This window comes from Actinomycetospora sp. CA-053990, from assembly GCF_050948445.1.
Classification (GTDB): Bacteria; Actinomycetota; Actinomycetes; order Mycobacteriales; family Pseudonocardiaceae; genus Actinomycetospora; species Actinomycetospora callitridis.
The window spans coordinates 1,174,620-1,188,621 of the sequence record NZ_CP192043.1; the positions used below are offsets into that span (position 1 = coordinate 1,174,620).

14 protein-coding genes and 2 pseudogenes are annotated in these 14,002 nt (G+C 75.2%); 8 read left to right on the plus strand and 8 right to left on the minus strand.

Annotation, left to right across the window (positions count from 1 at the left end; all coding sequences use genetic code 11):
- Positions 1–216 precede the first annotated feature (216 nt).
- Together idi and ACQPYN_RS06060 are read left to right on the plus strand one after the other, a co-directional pair.
- A complete protein-coding gene (idi, locus tag ACQPYN_RS06055) occupies positions 217–801 on the plus strand; it encodes an isopentenyl-diphosphate Delta-isomerase (protein WP_433038751.1) in 585 nt (194 codons plus the stop codon).
- 117 nt (positions 802–918) lie between these two features.
- On the plus strand, positions 919–1,707 hold the full coding sequence (locus ACQPYN_RS06060; RefSeq protein WP_433034614.1) for a YybH family protein: 789 nt from the start codon (positions 919–921) through the stop codon (positions 1,705–1,707).
- A 145-nt stretch (positions 1,708–1,852) separates the two neighbouring features.
- Here the strand turns inward: ACQPYN_RS06060 and ACQPYN_RS06065 are convergent, their stop codons facing one another.
- Together ACQPYN_RS06065 and ACQPYN_RS06070 are read right to left on the minus strand one after the other, a co-directional pair.
- Complete coding sequence (locus ACQPYN_RS06065) at positions 1,853–2,290, minus strand: VOC family protein (protein ID WP_433034616.1); 438 nt, start codon at positions 2,288–2,290, stop codon at positions 1,853–1,855.
- 5 nt (positions 2,291–2,295) lie between these two features.
- Entirely contained in the window at positions 2,296–3,144 is an 849-nt protein-coding gene (locus ACQPYN_RS06070; protein WP_433034618.1) for a helix-turn-helix domain-containing protein, read from the minus strand.
- A gap of 113 nt (positions 3,145–3,257) precedes the next feature.
- Here ACQPYN_RS06070 and ACQPYN_RS06075 point away from each other — a divergent pair, with 113 nt between their 5' ends.
- The gene (locus tag ACQPYN_RS06075) at positions 3,258–3,581 is read left to right on the plus strand and encodes a putative quinol monooxygenase (protein WP_433034620.1); all 324 of its coding nucleotides are present in this window, start codon (positions 3,258–3,260) and stop codon (positions 3,579–3,581) included.
- A 27-nt stretch (positions 3,582–3,608) separates the two neighbouring features.
- Here ACQPYN_RS06075 and ACQPYN_RS06080 read toward each other — a convergent pair.
- Positions 3,609–5,074: pseudogene (locus ACQPYN_RS06080) on the minus strand (MFS transporter).
- A 101-nt stretch (positions 5,075–5,175) separates the two neighbouring features.
- On the opposite strand from ACQPYN_RS06080, the gene ACQPYN_RS06085 reads away from it, so the two are divergent.
- Together ACQPYN_RS06085 and ACQPYN_RS06090 are read left to right on the plus strand one after the other, a co-directional pair.
- Positions 5,176–5,703, plus strand: coding sequence for a TetR/AcrR family transcriptional regulator (locus ACQPYN_RS06085; protein ID WP_328310661.1), 528 nt, complete (start codon positions 5,176–5,178; stop codon positions 5,701–5,703).
- Positions 5,704–5,897: 194 nt separating this feature from the next.
- Positions 5,898–6,251 carry a DUF3040 domain-containing protein gene (locus ACQPYN_RS06090; RefSeq protein ID WP_433034623.1) on the plus strand — a complete coding sequence of 118 codons (354 nt, stop codon included), beginning with the start codon at positions 5,898–5,900 and terminating at the stop codon, positions 6,249–6,251.
- Between the two features lie 26 nt (positions 6,252–6,277).
- Here ACQPYN_RS06090 and ACQPYN_RS06095 read toward each other — a convergent pair whose 3' ends face one another.
- On the minus strand, positions 6,278–6,979 hold the full coding sequence (locus ACQPYN_RS06095) for a Crp/Fnr family transcriptional regulator (RefSeq protein ID WP_433034625.1): 702 nt from the start codon (positions 6,977–6,979) through the stop codon (positions 6,278–6,280).
- Positions 6,980–7,072: 93 nt separating this feature from the next.
- Entirely contained in the window at positions 7,073–8,392 is a 1,320-nt protein-coding gene (locus tag ACQPYN_RS06100; RefSeq protein WP_433034627.1) for an MFS transporter, read from the minus strand.
- A gap of 148 nt (positions 8,393–8,540) precedes the next feature.
- Between ACQPYN_RS06100 and ACQPYN_RS06105 the strand changes: the two genes are divergently transcribed.
- The 3 genes from ACQPYN_RS06105 to ACQPYN_RS06115 all read left to right on the plus strand — a co-directional run bounded on the left by ACQPYN_RS06105 (position 8,541) and on the right by ACQPYN_RS06115 (position 10,128).
- Entirely contained in the window at positions 8,541–8,879 is a 339-nt protein-coding gene (locus tag ACQPYN_RS06105; protein WP_433034629.1) for a universal stress protein, read from the plus strand.
- Positions 8,880–8,962: 83 nt separating this feature from the next.
- Complete coding sequence (locus ACQPYN_RS06110; protein ID WP_433034631.1) at positions 8,963–9,388, plus strand: YbfB/YjiJ family MFS transporter; 426 nt, start codon at positions 8,963–8,965, stop codon at positions 9,386–9,388.
- Positions 9,385–10,128 (plus strand): hypothetical protein, encoded by a 744-nt coding sequence (locus ACQPYN_RS06115; RefSeq protein WP_433034633.1) that lies wholly within the window; start codon positions 9,385–9,387, stop codon positions 10,126–10,128. Before ACQPYN_RS06110 ends, ACQPYN_RS06115 begins: the two co-directional genes overlap by 4 nt.
- On the opposite strand, the gene ACQPYN_RS06120 is transcribed toward ACQPYN_RS06115, so the two are convergent.
- From ACQPYN_RS06120 to ACQPYN_RS06130, 3 genes and pseudogenes are all read right to left on the minus strand, one after another.
- Positions 10,091–10,774, minus strand: coding sequence for a response regulator (locus ACQPYN_RS06120; protein ID WP_433034635.1), 684 nt, complete (start codon positions 10,772–10,774; stop codon positions 10,091–10,093). The genes ACQPYN_RS06115 and ACQPYN_RS06120 overlap by 38 nt on opposite strands.
- Positions 10,771–13,292 (minus strand): annotated as a pseudogene (locus ACQPYN_RS06125) (DUF4118 domain-containing protein). Before ACQPYN_RS06125 ends, ACQPYN_RS06120 begins: the two are co-directional and overlap by 4 nt.
- A gap of 1 nt (position 13,293) precedes the next feature.
- A complete protein-coding gene (locus ACQPYN_RS06130; RefSeq protein ID WP_433034637.1) occupies positions 13,294–14,001 on the minus strand; it encodes a potassium-transporting ATPase subunit C in 708 nt (235 codons plus the stop codon).
- Position 14,002: the final 1 nt, after the last annotated feature.

Sequence of the window (14,002 nt, forward strand, 5' to 3'; positions counted from 1 at the left end):
GGCAGCGGCGAGAGGTGGCCCCGGGCTCGAGGGACGAGCCCGGGGCCACCGATCTGTCTTGGATACCACGTTTCGCCCCTCCGCGCTCCTGTCGAGCGCGTGACCAGTGGCGACGGGATCCCGTGCCTACCCTCTGCCTCCCGGTCGCGTGAGTCGTCGGCGCTTCGAGGTGCCGCCGCGCGGGGCGCAGGGGAAGCTGTGTCCGTTATGGGGATCATCGAACGGGTCGTGCTTCTCGACGAGTCCGGGGCGGCGACGGGGACGGCGGCGAAGGCCGAGGTCCACCACGACGCCACGCCCTTGCACCTGGCGTTCTCCTGCTACGTGTTCGACGGGAGCGGCGACCTGCTGCTGACCCGGCGTGCCCGCAGCAAGAGGACCTTCCCCGGCGTGTGGACCAACTCGTTCTGCGGCCACCCGGCGCCGGACGAGCCGATGGACGAGGCCGTCCGCCGTCGCGGGCGCCAGGAGCTCGGCATCGATCTCGACGGCCTGCGCCTCGTCCTGCCCGCCTTCCGGTACGACGCGGAGCAGGGCGGTGTGCGCGAGAACGAGATGTGCCCCGTCTTCGTCGCCCGCACCCACGACGTGCCCCGGGAGCCGGACCCCGGCGAGGTCGACGAGATCCGCACCGTGCCGTGGGCGTCGTTCCGCGACGAGGTCCTCGCCGAGCGCTGGTCGGGGATCTCGCCGTGGTGCGCCGACCAGATCCGCCTGCTCGCCTCGCTCGGCCCCGACCCGGGCCGCTGGGCCACCGCCGACCCGGCCGCGCTGCCCCCGGCGGCGTTCCTGGCGTCCTGAGGTTCTGGGCGTCGTGAGGTTCTGCGCGTCGTGAGTTCCCCACCGGACCGATGAGTCGGCGCGGCCGCGGGAGTTCCACCGGGTGAGGACGCCATCCGAACCCGGGAGGACAGCCCCATGGCCGACAACGACGCCGAGCGCGAGATCCGCGAGCTGATCGAGCGCTGGGCCCACGCCGTGCACGTCGGCGACCTCGAGACGGTCGTCGCCGACCACGCCGAGGACATCGTCATGTTCGACGTGCCCCCGCCGCAGGAGGGGATCCGCGGTCTCGCCGACTACACCGCGGCCTGGCCCCCGTTCTTCGGGTTCCAGGCCTCCGGCGGGTGCTTCGACATCGTCGAGCTGGAGGTCACCGCCGGCGCCGACGTCGCGTTCGCCCACGCCCTGCTGCGCTGCGACACCCCCGAGGCCGTCGCCGCCCGCCCCGACCTCCGGCTGCGGCTCACCCTCGGCCTGCGCCGCGAGGAGGGCCGGTGGGTGGTGGCGCACGAGCACCACTCGTTCCCCGACGAGAGCCACATCGTGGAGGAGGACCAGCAGGCGGTCCGCGACGTGCACCGGAAGTGGGCGGAGGACACCGCCGCCGGGGACCTCGACGCGCTCGTCGCGCCGATCGCCGACGACATCGTCTCCTACGAGATGGAGGGTCCGCTGGAGTACGTCGGCATCGACGACGTCCGCGAGGTCTGCCGGGCGGGGCTCGAGGCCTCGCCGGAGTCGGTGCGCTGGGAGATCCCCGACCTCCGGGTCGTCGCCGGCGGCGACATCGCGGTCTCATGGGGGATCGACCACATCACGCCCGGCCCGGACGCCGAGCCGGTGCTCTCCCGCGGCACCAGGGTCTTCCGGCGGACGAGCGAGGGCTGGTCGATGATCCATCAGCACCTGTCGTTCCCCGTCTGACGCACGCCGCCGATCGGGCCCTGCCGGACGCTTCGGAAACCGAAGCGTCCGCGGGAGGACTCATGGCGAGCGGCCGCCGGCCCGGCGGACGAACTGCCGCCCTGATCGCGGCCGGATGCTTCGGAAACCGAAGCATCCGCGATGCTCACGGCGGGGGCGCGCCGTGATAGGTCCCGAACTGCCAGTGGTTGCCCTCCGGGTCGCGCACGGCGACGTCGTGGGAGCCGTAGTCGGTGTCGTAGGGGCCCTGGGTGACCTCGCCGCCTCCGTGGTCCCGGACCCGCCCGGCGATGGCGTCGATCTCGGCGGCGTCGGGCACGACGACGTAGGCGGTGAACGAGCCGGAGGCCGTCGCGCGCACGTCGGTGCCCGGACGCTGCTGGCCCATCATGATCCCGCCGCCGCTGGGCCAGGCCAGCTCGGCGTGCTGCACGACGCCGGAGTCGTCGGCGTACGCGACGACCTCGACGAAGCCGAGGACCTCGGTCAGGAACGCCATGAGGGCGCGGGCGTCCCGGGCGGCCAGCGTGGGCCAGATCTGGGGCGGCGGGGTCTTGGCGTCGGTCGTGGAGGAGGTGTCCATGGCGCTCACGGTGCCGTGTCGGGGGCCCCGGCGTCTTGGACGTTCCCGATCTCCTCGGCGAGCCACCGGGTGGGGGAGCAGCCGGCGAGCGCGCCGAACTCCCGGGTGAGGTGGGCCTGGTCGGCGTAGCCCCCGTCGGCGGCGATGTCCGCGAGCCCGAGGGGTCCGCCGGCGACGGCACGCGCGGCCAGGCGTCGCCGGGCACGGTCGAAGCGGGCCATCCGGCCCGCGACCTTCGGGGCCACGCCGATCTCGGCCCGGAAGCGCTGACCGAGGTGGCGTTCGCTCCAGCCGACCTCGTCGGCGAGCGCGTGCACGGGGACGGTGCCGGCCGACCCCACGAGCCGACGCCAGGCCCGGCGCACCTCGGGGGCGATGGGGCGGCCCGGAGGGTCGAGGGCCAGCGCTCGCTGCAGGACGTCGTCGAGCGCGGCGAAGCGCCCGTCCCAGCCCTCGGCGGCCTCGACCCGCTCCTCGAGCTCGCGCGTCACGGCGCCGAGGACGTCGTCGCCGTCGACGGTGATCCCCGCGAGCTCCGAGGCGGGCCTCCCGAGCAGGGCCCGGGCCGCGAGGGGGTCGAGCACGACGTGCACCCCGGACTGGCGGCCGTCGTGGACGATCTCCTCGGGCGTCGTGTGCAGGCCGCCGATCGCCGTGCGGCGCCGGGCCAGGCCGCCGTCCGACGTGCGCATGACCAGCGGCTCGCCGAACGTGACGATCAGTGTCAGGTACGGCGAGGGCAGGCCGCGGTGCACGCCCGGCGGACCGCCGCGCATGTCGTACCCGTGATAGGCGACGTGCCCGCGCAGAGCCTCGCCGGGCACCCCCGACCGTCCGTCCGACACCGGCTCCACCCCGCCAGTGTGGCCCCGGCGGCCGACGACCGGAAACGGTCCGTGGCGGACCCCCGCTCCGCCGCGCGAGGATGCGCACCGCACCCCGACCCCGGACGGATGGAGAGACGGCCTTGATCCTGATCAACGTCAAGTGGACCGTGAAGCCGGAGTACGCCGAGCAGTTCCCGTCCCTGGTCAAGGAGTTCACCGACGCGGTGCGCCAGGAGCCGGGCAACATCTTCTTCGAGTGGTCCCGGCACCTCGAGGAGGACAACACCTACGTCCTCGTCGAGGCGTTCCAGGACGACGCCGGCGAGGCGCACGTCCAGTCCGACCACTTCCAGAAGTTCACCGCGCAGGCGCCCGACTGGGTCGCGCAGAAGCCGAAGATCATCAACGTCCAGAACGTCCCGCAGGACGGCTGGGGCGAGATGGGCGAGATCGAGCCCCGCTGATGCGCGCCGCGGCGCGGGCCGGCCGGGTCAGACCCCGACCGGCTCGCGGTCCGCGGAGGCTGCCGCCCGACTCAGCAGCCGCCAGGCCCCGATCGCCGTCAGGGCCAGGACCGCGGCACCGAGCGCCGCGGCGCCCTGCATGCCGACGACGAACGCGTCCCGCGACGCGGTGACGAGCGCGTCGCCGGCCCCGGCCTCCAGCGACCCGGCGTGGGCCAGCGCGCCGCCGAGGGTCTCCTGCCCCGTCCGGGCGGTGAAGACGGCCGCCGCGAGGCTGCCGATCACCGCGGTCCCCAGTGCGCCCCCGAGCTCGTAGCCCGTCTCGGAGATCGCCGACGCGGCACCGGCCCGGTCGGCGGGAGCGGCGGCGAGGATCAGGTCGTTGGTGAGCGCCTCCGCGAGCGCGACGCCCGCCCCGAGCAGCGCGAACCCGACCACGACACCGGCCAGGCCCCGAGCACGGCGACGAGGGCGAGGCCCGTCGCGGCGGACCCGAGCCCGAGGCCGACCAGCGCGGGGGGCGTGAGACGGCGCGCCAGGCGCGTGGCCAGCAGCGCGCCGGTCACCCCGGCGACGGAGCCGGGCAGCATCCACAGCGCGGCCTCGAGCGGGGAGTACCCGAGCACCGACTGCAGGTACTGGGGCAGCAGCAGGAGCAGGCCGACCAGCGCGAACACGCCGAGCAGGTTCGTCGTCACCGATACCGAGAACGACGGGCGCGAGAACAGCCCGAGGTCCAGCAGCGGGTGCGCGAGGCGGCGCTGGCGGCGGACGAACAGCGTGCCCGCGGCGACGCCCACGGCGGCCGAGAGCGCGGCCCCGACGGTCGGGCCCTCGGTCGCGACGGTCTTGAGCGCGGAGACCAGCGGGAGCATCGCCACGAGCGACAGCGCCGCCGAGGCGAGGTCGAACGGGCCGGGGTGCGGGTCCCGGCTCTCGGGCAGGACGAGCGGGCCGACCACCAGCAGCAGCACGATCACGGGGACGTTGATCAGGAAGACCGAGCCCCACCAGAAGTGCTCGAGCAGCACGCCCGCGACCACGGGACCCGCCGCCGCGCCGCCGGAGAACGCGGCCGACCACACGGCGACGGCGGTGGCCCGGCGCCGCGGCTCGGGGAACGTGGTCTTGATCAGCGAGAACGTCGAGGGCATGAGCGTCGCCCCGCCGAGGCCCAGCAGGGCGCGGGCGACGACGAGCGTGCCGGCCGTGGGCGCGAACGCCGCGAGCACCGAGGCGACGCCGAACGCGGCGGCGCCCCACATCAGCAGGCGGCGCCGGCCGATGCGGTCGCCGAGCGTGCCCATGGTGACGAGCAGGCCGGCGAGCACGAACGAGTACGCGTCGACGATCCAGAGCTGCTCGGCGGCGCCGGGGTCCAGGTCCTCCGCGAGCACCGGGAGCGCCGCGCCGAGCACCGTCATGTCGATGCTGATGAGCAGCACCGGCAGGACGAGCGCGGCCAGCGCGAGCGCGGGCGACCGGCGGGACATGACGAGCCTCCGAGCGGGATCAGGAATGACTACACCGTCCAGACGGTGCAGTTTCGAGCGATGGTGAAACTACACCGGCTGGACGGTTTACTGTCAACGGCGTGCCACGCCCGTCACAGCGCGACCGGATCCTCGACGCGTACACGGACCTCGTCGTGACCTCCGGACCCGAGACCGTGACGCTCGACGCCGTCGCGAGCGCCGCGGGGGTGTCCAAGGGCGGGCTGCTCTACCACTTCGGGTCGCGCGAGGCCCTGCTCGAGGGGCTGCTCGCGCGGGCCCGGGCGCTCAACGACGACGACCTCGCCGCGGCCCGGTCCGCCCCCGAGGGCGTGGCGCGGTACTACCTGCGCACGTCGGTCGACGAGCCGGCCGCTGCGAGCCCCGTCTACCGGGCGACGGTCGCGCTGATCAAGCTCGCGACCACCGAGCCCCGCGCGGCGGAGGCGACACGCCGCTGCCTGGCGGGGTGGCGGGCGGCGCTCACCGACGAGCTCGGCGACCCCTTCGCCGCCGATCTGGTGGCCGCGGTGGGCGACGGCATCTACCTGCGCGCGATCGTCGGGGACTCCAGCGAGGGCCTCGGCGGCGCGATCGAGGAGGTGCTCCGGCGGGCCGGGCCACGGTGAACGGGGCGGTCGGCGGCCGGTCCGACGGCGTCGCCCACGGCCCCCGTCGGCCCGGCGGTCGCCGTGGTGCGGCGAGGGCGCCCGCCCGGGGCCGGGCCGTGACGGGGTGCCCGCCGCATTTCCGCTGGTCGACGCCAGGTGTCGGTGGCCGAGGACACGGTGTGAGCCCCAGGTCCCTGGCGCACCCTGGAGGTGTGGAGCAGCCAGAGGAGCCGGACCGGGCCGCCGAGGAGACCGCCGCCGAGCGCGCCGTCGACCCCTACCGCGCCCCCTTCGACGCGATGGTGCGCGCGCTGGCGGCCCAGGACCCGCGGTTCGTCCGCCGGGTCAGCGTCCCGGGCCCGCGCCGTCTCGCCGTCGGCCACCTGATGCTGCTCGCGGGCCTGGTGAGCACCCTGCTGCTCGGCGTCCTGCCGCTCGCGATCGGCGTCCACACCGGGTCCGTCGTCCTGCTGGTCATCGGCGCCCTGGGCTCGACGCTGCTGCCGGCCGGCGCCCCGCTGGCCGTGCGCATCGTCCTGCACCGCATGCGCCCGTTGATGCGCTGAGGCCGGCCCGCTGAGGCCGGTGCTCCCTAGACGGCGACGGCGTCCACGCGCCGCCGCAGGGCCGGCAGGTCGCGCACCACGATGCTGCGCCCGTCCTTGGCCAGCACGCCCTCGGCGACGAGGCGGGAGAGCTCGCGGCTGAGCGTCACCCGGGTCAGCCCGACCATCAGCGCGAGCTCGTCCACCGGTGGCCGCACGGACAGGCGCGCCGACGTCCCGAGCGCGCCGTCGCCATAGGCCTCGACGAGGTGCCCGAGCAGCAGGGTCACCCGCTCGCGGGCGGCCAGGCCGTCGAGGAACACGTGCAGGTGCAGCACCCGCTGCTTGTGGGACACCCGGCGGACGACCTCGACGAGCAGCTCCGGGTCGTCGCGCGCGGCGGCGACCAGGGCGTCGCGGCCGACGGCGAGCAGCTCGCACGGGGTGATCGCGGTGGCCGACACCTGGTTGAGGCCGCCGTCGAAGCAGACACCCTCGCCCAGGCTCGCGCCCGGTTCGGCCCAGGAGATCACCCGCACCGTCCCGTCGGGACGCAGCATGTGGATCCGGACCCGGCCGCTGACCACGATGTGGAACGACGACGACGGCTCGCCCTGCCGGTAGAGGTGCTGACCGGCGCGGACGGGCCGCGCGACGCCGAGCGCCTCGATCCGCCGACTGACGGGGCCGGGCTCGGCGAGCAGGAAGGGCGAGACCGTCGGCGAGGGTGGAACGTCGTGCGGAGCCATCGCCGTCCTCGTTCCGGCCGCCGGAGCGCGGGTGAGGGCAGGCTACGGGCCGGACGAGCGTCCCGGAAGGACGGAACGCTCGTCCGGCCGTGCTCAGGCTGCCGCGCGCACGGGCGTGGAGGTGATGGACTCGGCGTTGGTGTCGGGCAGCGCGATGGTGCACAGGAGGCTGATCACCGACAGGCCGGCGAGCAGCACACCGATCGCGAGGCTCGACCCCAGTCCCGCGACCAGCGCGGTGGCCACCAGCGGGACGACGCCGCCGCCGAGGACGCCGGCGAGGTTGTAGGCCATGCCCGCGCCGGTGTAGCGGTAGTGCGTCGGGAAGAGCTCCGGGAGCTGCGCGCCCTGGGGGCCGTAGGCGATGCCGACGACCCCGAGCACCACCGAGAGCCCCAGCCCGAACGCCCAGGGCGTGCCGATGTCGAGGATCGGGAACGCGACGATGCCGCCCACGATGGCGGACGCGTTGCCGATGATGATCATCTTCCGCCGTCCGACGCGGTCGGAGAGGATCGCCCCCGCGATGGTGGTCGCGGCGAAGACGAGGCCGCCGATGATCCCCATGGCGAGCACCGTGGTGCGCGGCAGACCGAGCTCCTGCGTGCCGTAGCTCGTGAGGTACGTGACGCCGATGTAGAAGAACGCGAACACGGCCATCGTCGATCCCGCGCCGAGCAGCACCCGTCCCGTGTGGGTGCTCAGCACCTCCATGACCGGCATGCGCGTGCTCGTGGTCTTCTCCCGCGCCATGAACGCCGCGGTCTCGGTGATGGCGAGCCGCACGTACAGGCCGACGGCGACGAGCACGACGCTGCCGATGAACGGCACCCGCCAGCCCCAGGCCAGGAAGGCCTCGTTGCTCATCGTCAGGGCGGTCACCAGGAAGGTGGCACTGGCCAGCGCGAAGGCCAGCGACGGACCGAGCTGCGGGAACAGCGCGAACTTGCCGCGCGTCTTGCCCGGCGAGTTCTCCGCGGTGAGCAGCGTGGCGCCGGCCCACTCGCCGCCGACCGCGAGGCCCTGCAGGATGCGCAGCAGCACGAGCAGGATCGGGGCGGCGACGCCGATCGCGCCGGTGGTGGGCAGCAGGCCGATGGCCAGCGTCGAGAGGCCCATGAGCAGCAGCGTCGTCACCAGCGTGCGCTTGCGTCCGAGCTTGTCGCCGAAGTGTCCGAAGAGCACCGAGCCGAACGGGCGGGCCACGAAGGCCACGCCGAAGGTCGCGAGCGCCAGCGCCGTACCGGCCGCCGCCCCCAGCGAGGGGAAGAAGACCTTGTTGAACACGAGCGCGGCGGCGGTGCCGTAGATGAAGAAGTCGTAGAACTCGATGACCGTGCCGGTCATGCTCGCGATCGCGATGCGGCTCATGGGTGGTGACGCGCCGGCGGGCGCGGCGTCGCTCTGACTCACGAAGCCTCCTGAACGTTCGTACGGGTACGCCGAGTGTCCGGTTCAGGAGGTTTGAGGTCTGTATCGCACACTACAGACGGAACGTGTCCGCGCGTGCTCGCCGAGGTACACGCCGTAGCGTGGTCGGCTCAGACATCTCGGGGGATCGATGACGATCTTGGTAGCCGTCACGGACGACGCCACGGGCGCCGTGGCGCTCGACGCCGCGCTGGCCGAGGCGGCCCGGCGGGACACCGCGGTCGTGGCGCTGAACCTGCGCGCCGGGCCCCTCGCCGTCCCGGCCGGCGCGCCGGTCACCGTTGTCGACCGCACCTCCGGGGTCGAGGACGGCGACGCGGTTCTCGAGCGCCTGGAGGCGGACACCGACGTCGACCTGCTCGTCATCGGCGTCCGCCGCCGCAGCCCGGTGGGCAAGGCGTTCCTCGGCGACGTCGCGCAGCGGCTGCTGCTCGAGGCCGAGGTGCCCGTGCTGGCGGTGAAGACCTAGCGCGCTCCGGCCGGCGGCAGCGCCCGCCCGCTCGCCTCACGATCGGCCTGGCCGCCCCGCGCCGGTGCTGTGACCATCGGCCGGTGCCGCGATCCCCGGAGCTCCGCCTCACCGTCGCCGGCGCCGCGGTGGTGGGCGTGGCCTACGGGATGGGCCGGTACGCGTTCGGTCTGACGCTGCCGGCGCTGCGCGGGGACCCGTCGCTCTCGGCGGACGGCCTGGACGACGCCGTCCTCGGCCTCATCGCGTCCGCGTCCTTCGCCGGCTACCTCGCGGGCCTGCTGCTCGCGCCCGTGCTGAGCCGCCGCCTCGGGCCGCGGGCCCCGACGACGGTCGGGAGCGTCTGCGGCGTGGTCGAGGGCATCCTCGCCGCCGTGGCGCCGTCGCCGGCGGTGCTCGCGGTCGGCACCGTGCTCGCCGGCAGCGCCGCGGGGTGGGTGTGGGCGGCGTACTCCGACCTCGCGGCCGCCGTCGTCGACGCGCCCGCCGCCCGCGGGTGCTGGCCGTGATCAGCACCGGGACGAGCGGCGGCCTGGTGGTCTCCGGGCTCGTCGCGCTCGCGGTGATGGGCGTGCCCGGCTGGCGGCTGGTGTGGGTGGCGATCGCGGTCGCGTCCGCGGCGGCGGGTCTGCTGAACCTGCGGGGGACGCCCGCGGTGCGGCCCTCGCGCGCCGGACCGGCGGGGCGGATCCCGCTGCGCGGCCTCACGGTCCCGACGCTCTACTCGGTCGCCTTCCACGTCGGCGTCACGACGTTCTTCACCTGGGCCGCCGACATGCTGCGACGCGGCGGGCTCGACGCCGGGATCGCCGGCGTCCTCTACGCCCTCGTCGGGGTGGTCGGCCTCGTCGCGCTGGGCACGGGCGGCTGGTGCGCGCGGTTCGGGACGGTCCGCGTCGCCGCCGCCTGCCTGCTGTCGATCGCCGCGTCGCTCGTGATCCTCGGCGCGGGCGCCGGGTCCGCGCTCGTCGCGCTCGGCGCCGCGGTCGTGTTCGCGCCCGGGATCATGGGCGGGGCCGCCGTGCTCGCCGTGTGGACCGCCGAGATCGCCCCGGACCGGTCCGGCGAGGCGCTCACGGTCGTCGTCGCCGTCGGGGCGCTCGCCGCGGTGATCGCCCCGGCCGTCGTGGGCGTGCTCCTCGGGCTCGTCAGCCTGACCGCCGTCCTCGTCGGGCTGGCCGCGCTCCTCCTGGTCACGGCCGGCGGCCTGCTCACGGCTCGAAGCGGTACCCCCGCCCCGCCTCCGTGACGAGGTGCCGCGGTCGCGCGGGATCGGGCTCGAGCTTGCGGCGCAGGTGCGCGAGGTAGACCCGCAGGTAGTGGCCCTCGGTGCCGTAGGTGGGGCCCCACACCTCGTGCAGGATCTGCTGCTGGGTGACGAGCATCCCGGGATGGCGGACGAGGTGCTCGAGCACGCCCCACTCGGTGGGGCTCAGGTGCACCTCGGCGCCGTCGCGCACGACCTTCTTGGCGACGAGGTCGACGGTGAAGCTCGCGGTCTCGACCACGGGCGTCCCGTCCGGGGCGACCGCCGCCGCCCGCCGGACCGCGGCCCGCAGCCGGGCGAGCAGCTCGGGGACCCCGAAGGGCTTGGTGATGTAGTCGTCGGCCCCGGCGTCCAGCGCGGCGACCTTGTCCACCGAGTCGGTGCGCGCCGAGAGCACGATCACCGGCACCGCGCTCCACCCGCGCACCCCGGCGAGGACCTCGAGCCCCGGCATGTCGGGCAGCCCGAGGTCGAGGATGACGACGTCGGGCGGCGGGTGCTCGGCCGCGGCGCGCAGGGCGGCGGCGCCGTCGGCCGCGAGCACGACCGTGTGGCCGTGCGCGGTGAGGTTGATGCGCAGGGTGCGGCGCAGGTGCGGGTCGTCGTCGACGACGAGGACGCGGCTCACGGGACCAGGGCCGGCGTCGGCGCCGCCGGCAGCGACAGGACGGTGGTGAGGCCGCCGCCCGGCGTGTCCTCGGCCTCGAGCGTGCCGCCCATCGCCTCGGTGAACCCCGCGCGACGTGCAGGCCGAGGCCGACACCGGTCGCGGCCCGCCGGTCGCCCAGGCGCTGGAACGGGGTGAACAGCAGGTCGCGCTGCTGGCGCGCCACGCCGGGTCCGGTGTCGACGACCCGCAGCTCGACGCGGTCGGCGTAGGCGCTGGCGCGGACGGCCACCGTCGTCCCGCCGCCGTGGCGCAGGGCGTTGTCGACGAGGTTCGCGACGACCCGCTCGGCGAGCCCGGCGTCGGCGAGGACGTCGGGCAGGTCCTCGGCCACCTCGACCACCACCCGGTCCGTGGCGGGGTGGACGCCGGCGAGCGCCGCGGCGACGACCTCGTCGAACCCGACCGGCGCCGTGACCGTGGTGACCGCGCCGGTGGCCAGGCGCGAGGAGTCGAGGAGGTTGTCGACGAGCCCGGTGAGCCGGTCGGCCGACTCCTCGACGGTCGCGAGCAGCTCCTGGCGGTCCTCGGCCGGCATCCGCAGCACGGGATCGCGCAGGCTCCCGGCCGCAGCCTTGATCGCGGTCAGCGGCGTGCGCAGGTCGTGGCCCACGGCCGAGAGCAGCGCGGTGCGCAGCCCGGCGGCGTCGGCGCGCCGCTGCGCGTCGGTGGCCTGGGCGGCCATCCGCCGGTTGCGCAGGGCGAGCAGCGCCTGCCCGCTGACCGCGGAGAACAGGGCGCGCTCGCTCGAGGTGAGGGTGCGGCCGGTGCCGACGAGGTGCACGCCTTCATCGATCTCGACGTCCGCGTCCGCGTCGGCGGGTCGTGCGCACGGGGCGCCACCGGTGCACGCCGTGGTCTCCCAGCCCGTGCCCGCCGAGCGCTCCAGCAGCGCGACCGTCGTGAGGCCGAACGCCTCCCGCACGCGCTCGAGCAGCTTGGGCAGCGGGTCGGAGCGCGAGAGCACGACGCGGGCGAACGACGCGAGGAGCGTCGCCTCGGCGCGGGCGGTGGCGGCCTGGGCGGCGCGCCGGTCGGCGCGGTCGACGACGGCGGCGACGAGCAGCGCGACCACCACCATTGCCCCGATCGCGAAGGCGTTCTCCGGCCGGCTGACCGAGAGCGTGTACAGCGGCGGGGTCAGGAAGACGTTGAGCAGCAGCCCGCCGCCGATCGCGGCGACGAGCGCCGGCGCGAGCCCGCCGATCATCGCCGTCACCACCGTGGCCAGGAAGAACAGCACCACGTCGGTGGAGAGGTCCACGGACTCGCGAAGCCCCACCCCGAGCACGGTGGCGAGCACCGGCAGCAGCACGGCTGCGGGCCAGCCCCACGCCTGGCGACGGGCGGGCAGCGAGAGGCGCGGGCGTCGCCGGGCCTCGCCCGCCTCCGCGTGGCTCACCAGGTGGACGTCGATGCTCCCGGACGCGGCGATCGTCGCGGCGCCGATCCCGGGGTCGACCAGCCGCGCCCACCGCGAGCGCCGCGACGTCCCGAGCACGAGCTGGGTGGCGTTCGCGGTGCGGGCGAACTCGAGCAGCGTGGCGGGCACGTCGTCGCCGACCACCGTGTGGAACGACGCCTCCACGTCCTCGGCGAGACGTCGCAGCTCGGGACCGGCGGATCCAGCGCTCGCCAGGCCGTCGCCGCGCAGCACGTGCACGCAGAGCAGGTCCGCCGACCCGCTGCGCCGGGCGATCCGGGCCGCGCGCCGCAGGACCGTCGCGCTCTCGGGCCCGCCGGTGACGGCGACGACGACGCGCTCGCGGGCCTCCCAGACCTCCTCGACACCCTCGGCGGTCCGGTAGCGCTGGAGCGCGACGTCGACCTGGTCGGCCACCCACAGCAGCGCCAGCTCCCGCAGCGCGATGAGGTTCCCGGTGCGGAAGTAGTGCGCGAGCGAGGCGTCGATCTTCTCGGGCCGGTAGATGTTGCCGTGCGCCATCCGCCGGCGCAGGGCCCCCGGGGTGATGTCGACGAGCTCGATCTGGTCCGCGGCGCGCACCACGGCGTCCGGGATCGTCTCGCGCTGGCGCACCCCGGTGATGCGTTCGACGACGTCGCCGAGGGACTCGAGGTGCTGGACGTTGACGGTCGAGATCACGTCGATCCCGGCGGCGAGCAGCTCCTCGACGTCCTCCCAGCGCTTGGCGTGGCGCGAGCCGGGCGCGCACGAGTGCGCGAGCTCGTCGACCACGCACACCTCAGGCGCCCGGGCGAGCACCGCGTCGACGTCGAGCTCGCGCAGCTCGGTGCCGCGGTGGTCGAGGACCGTGCGGGGGAGGACCTCGAGCCCGGCGAGCAGCGCCTCGGTGCGGGCCCGCCCGTGGGTCTCGACGAGACCGACGACGACGTCGGTGCCCCGCTCGAGACGGCGGTGGGCCTCGTTCAGCGCGGCGTAGGTCTTGCCCACGCCGGGGGCCGCGCCGAGGTGGATGCGCAGCTCACCGCGCCTGCTGGACACCTCCTCATCCTGCACCTCAGCGGATCCCCGGCGCCGCCGCCACGAGGGACGCGTCGAGCGCCGGGACGTTCACCCGCGGCTCTCCCAGCACCCCGAGCGACCGCCCGTCGGTGGCGTCGGCGACGAGCGCGCGGACGCGGTCCTCACCGAGCCCGGTGACGCGTGCGACGCGGGGCACCTGCAGCGCCGCGTACGCCGGGCTGATCTGCGGGTCGAGCCCGGAGGCCGAGGCGGTGAGCGCGTCCGGCGGGATGGCGGCCGGGTGGACGCGTTCGCGGGCGGCGATGGCGGCCCGGCGCTCCGCCACGGCCGTGCCGAGGTCCTCGGCGGCGGCGCCGAGGTTCGAGCCGCCCGAGGTGGTGGCGTCGGCGGGGCCGAGGCCGGCGACCGCGTCGTCGGGTGCCGACGCCGACGCCCGCGTGTGGAACCACGGGTCGGCGGCCGGGTCCGCGGGGACGGGGTCGATGCCGATCAGGGAGGAGCCGCCCGGGAGACGGAGCGGAGCGGAGGTCGACCGATCGATGCTGGGGGTGAGGGAGCCCTCGGCGTGGTGCTCCAGACCCGGCAGGCGCGAGACGCCCCAGATCGCCGCGGGGTAGACGACGCCGAGCAGCACGGTCAACGCGAGCAGCACCCGCGCCGCGGCGGCGAGCTGGCGGCGCAGCGCGGTCCCGGTGACGGCCGATTCCCGCGCCGGTGCCTCGGGGTCGAGGGTGGTGGTCATG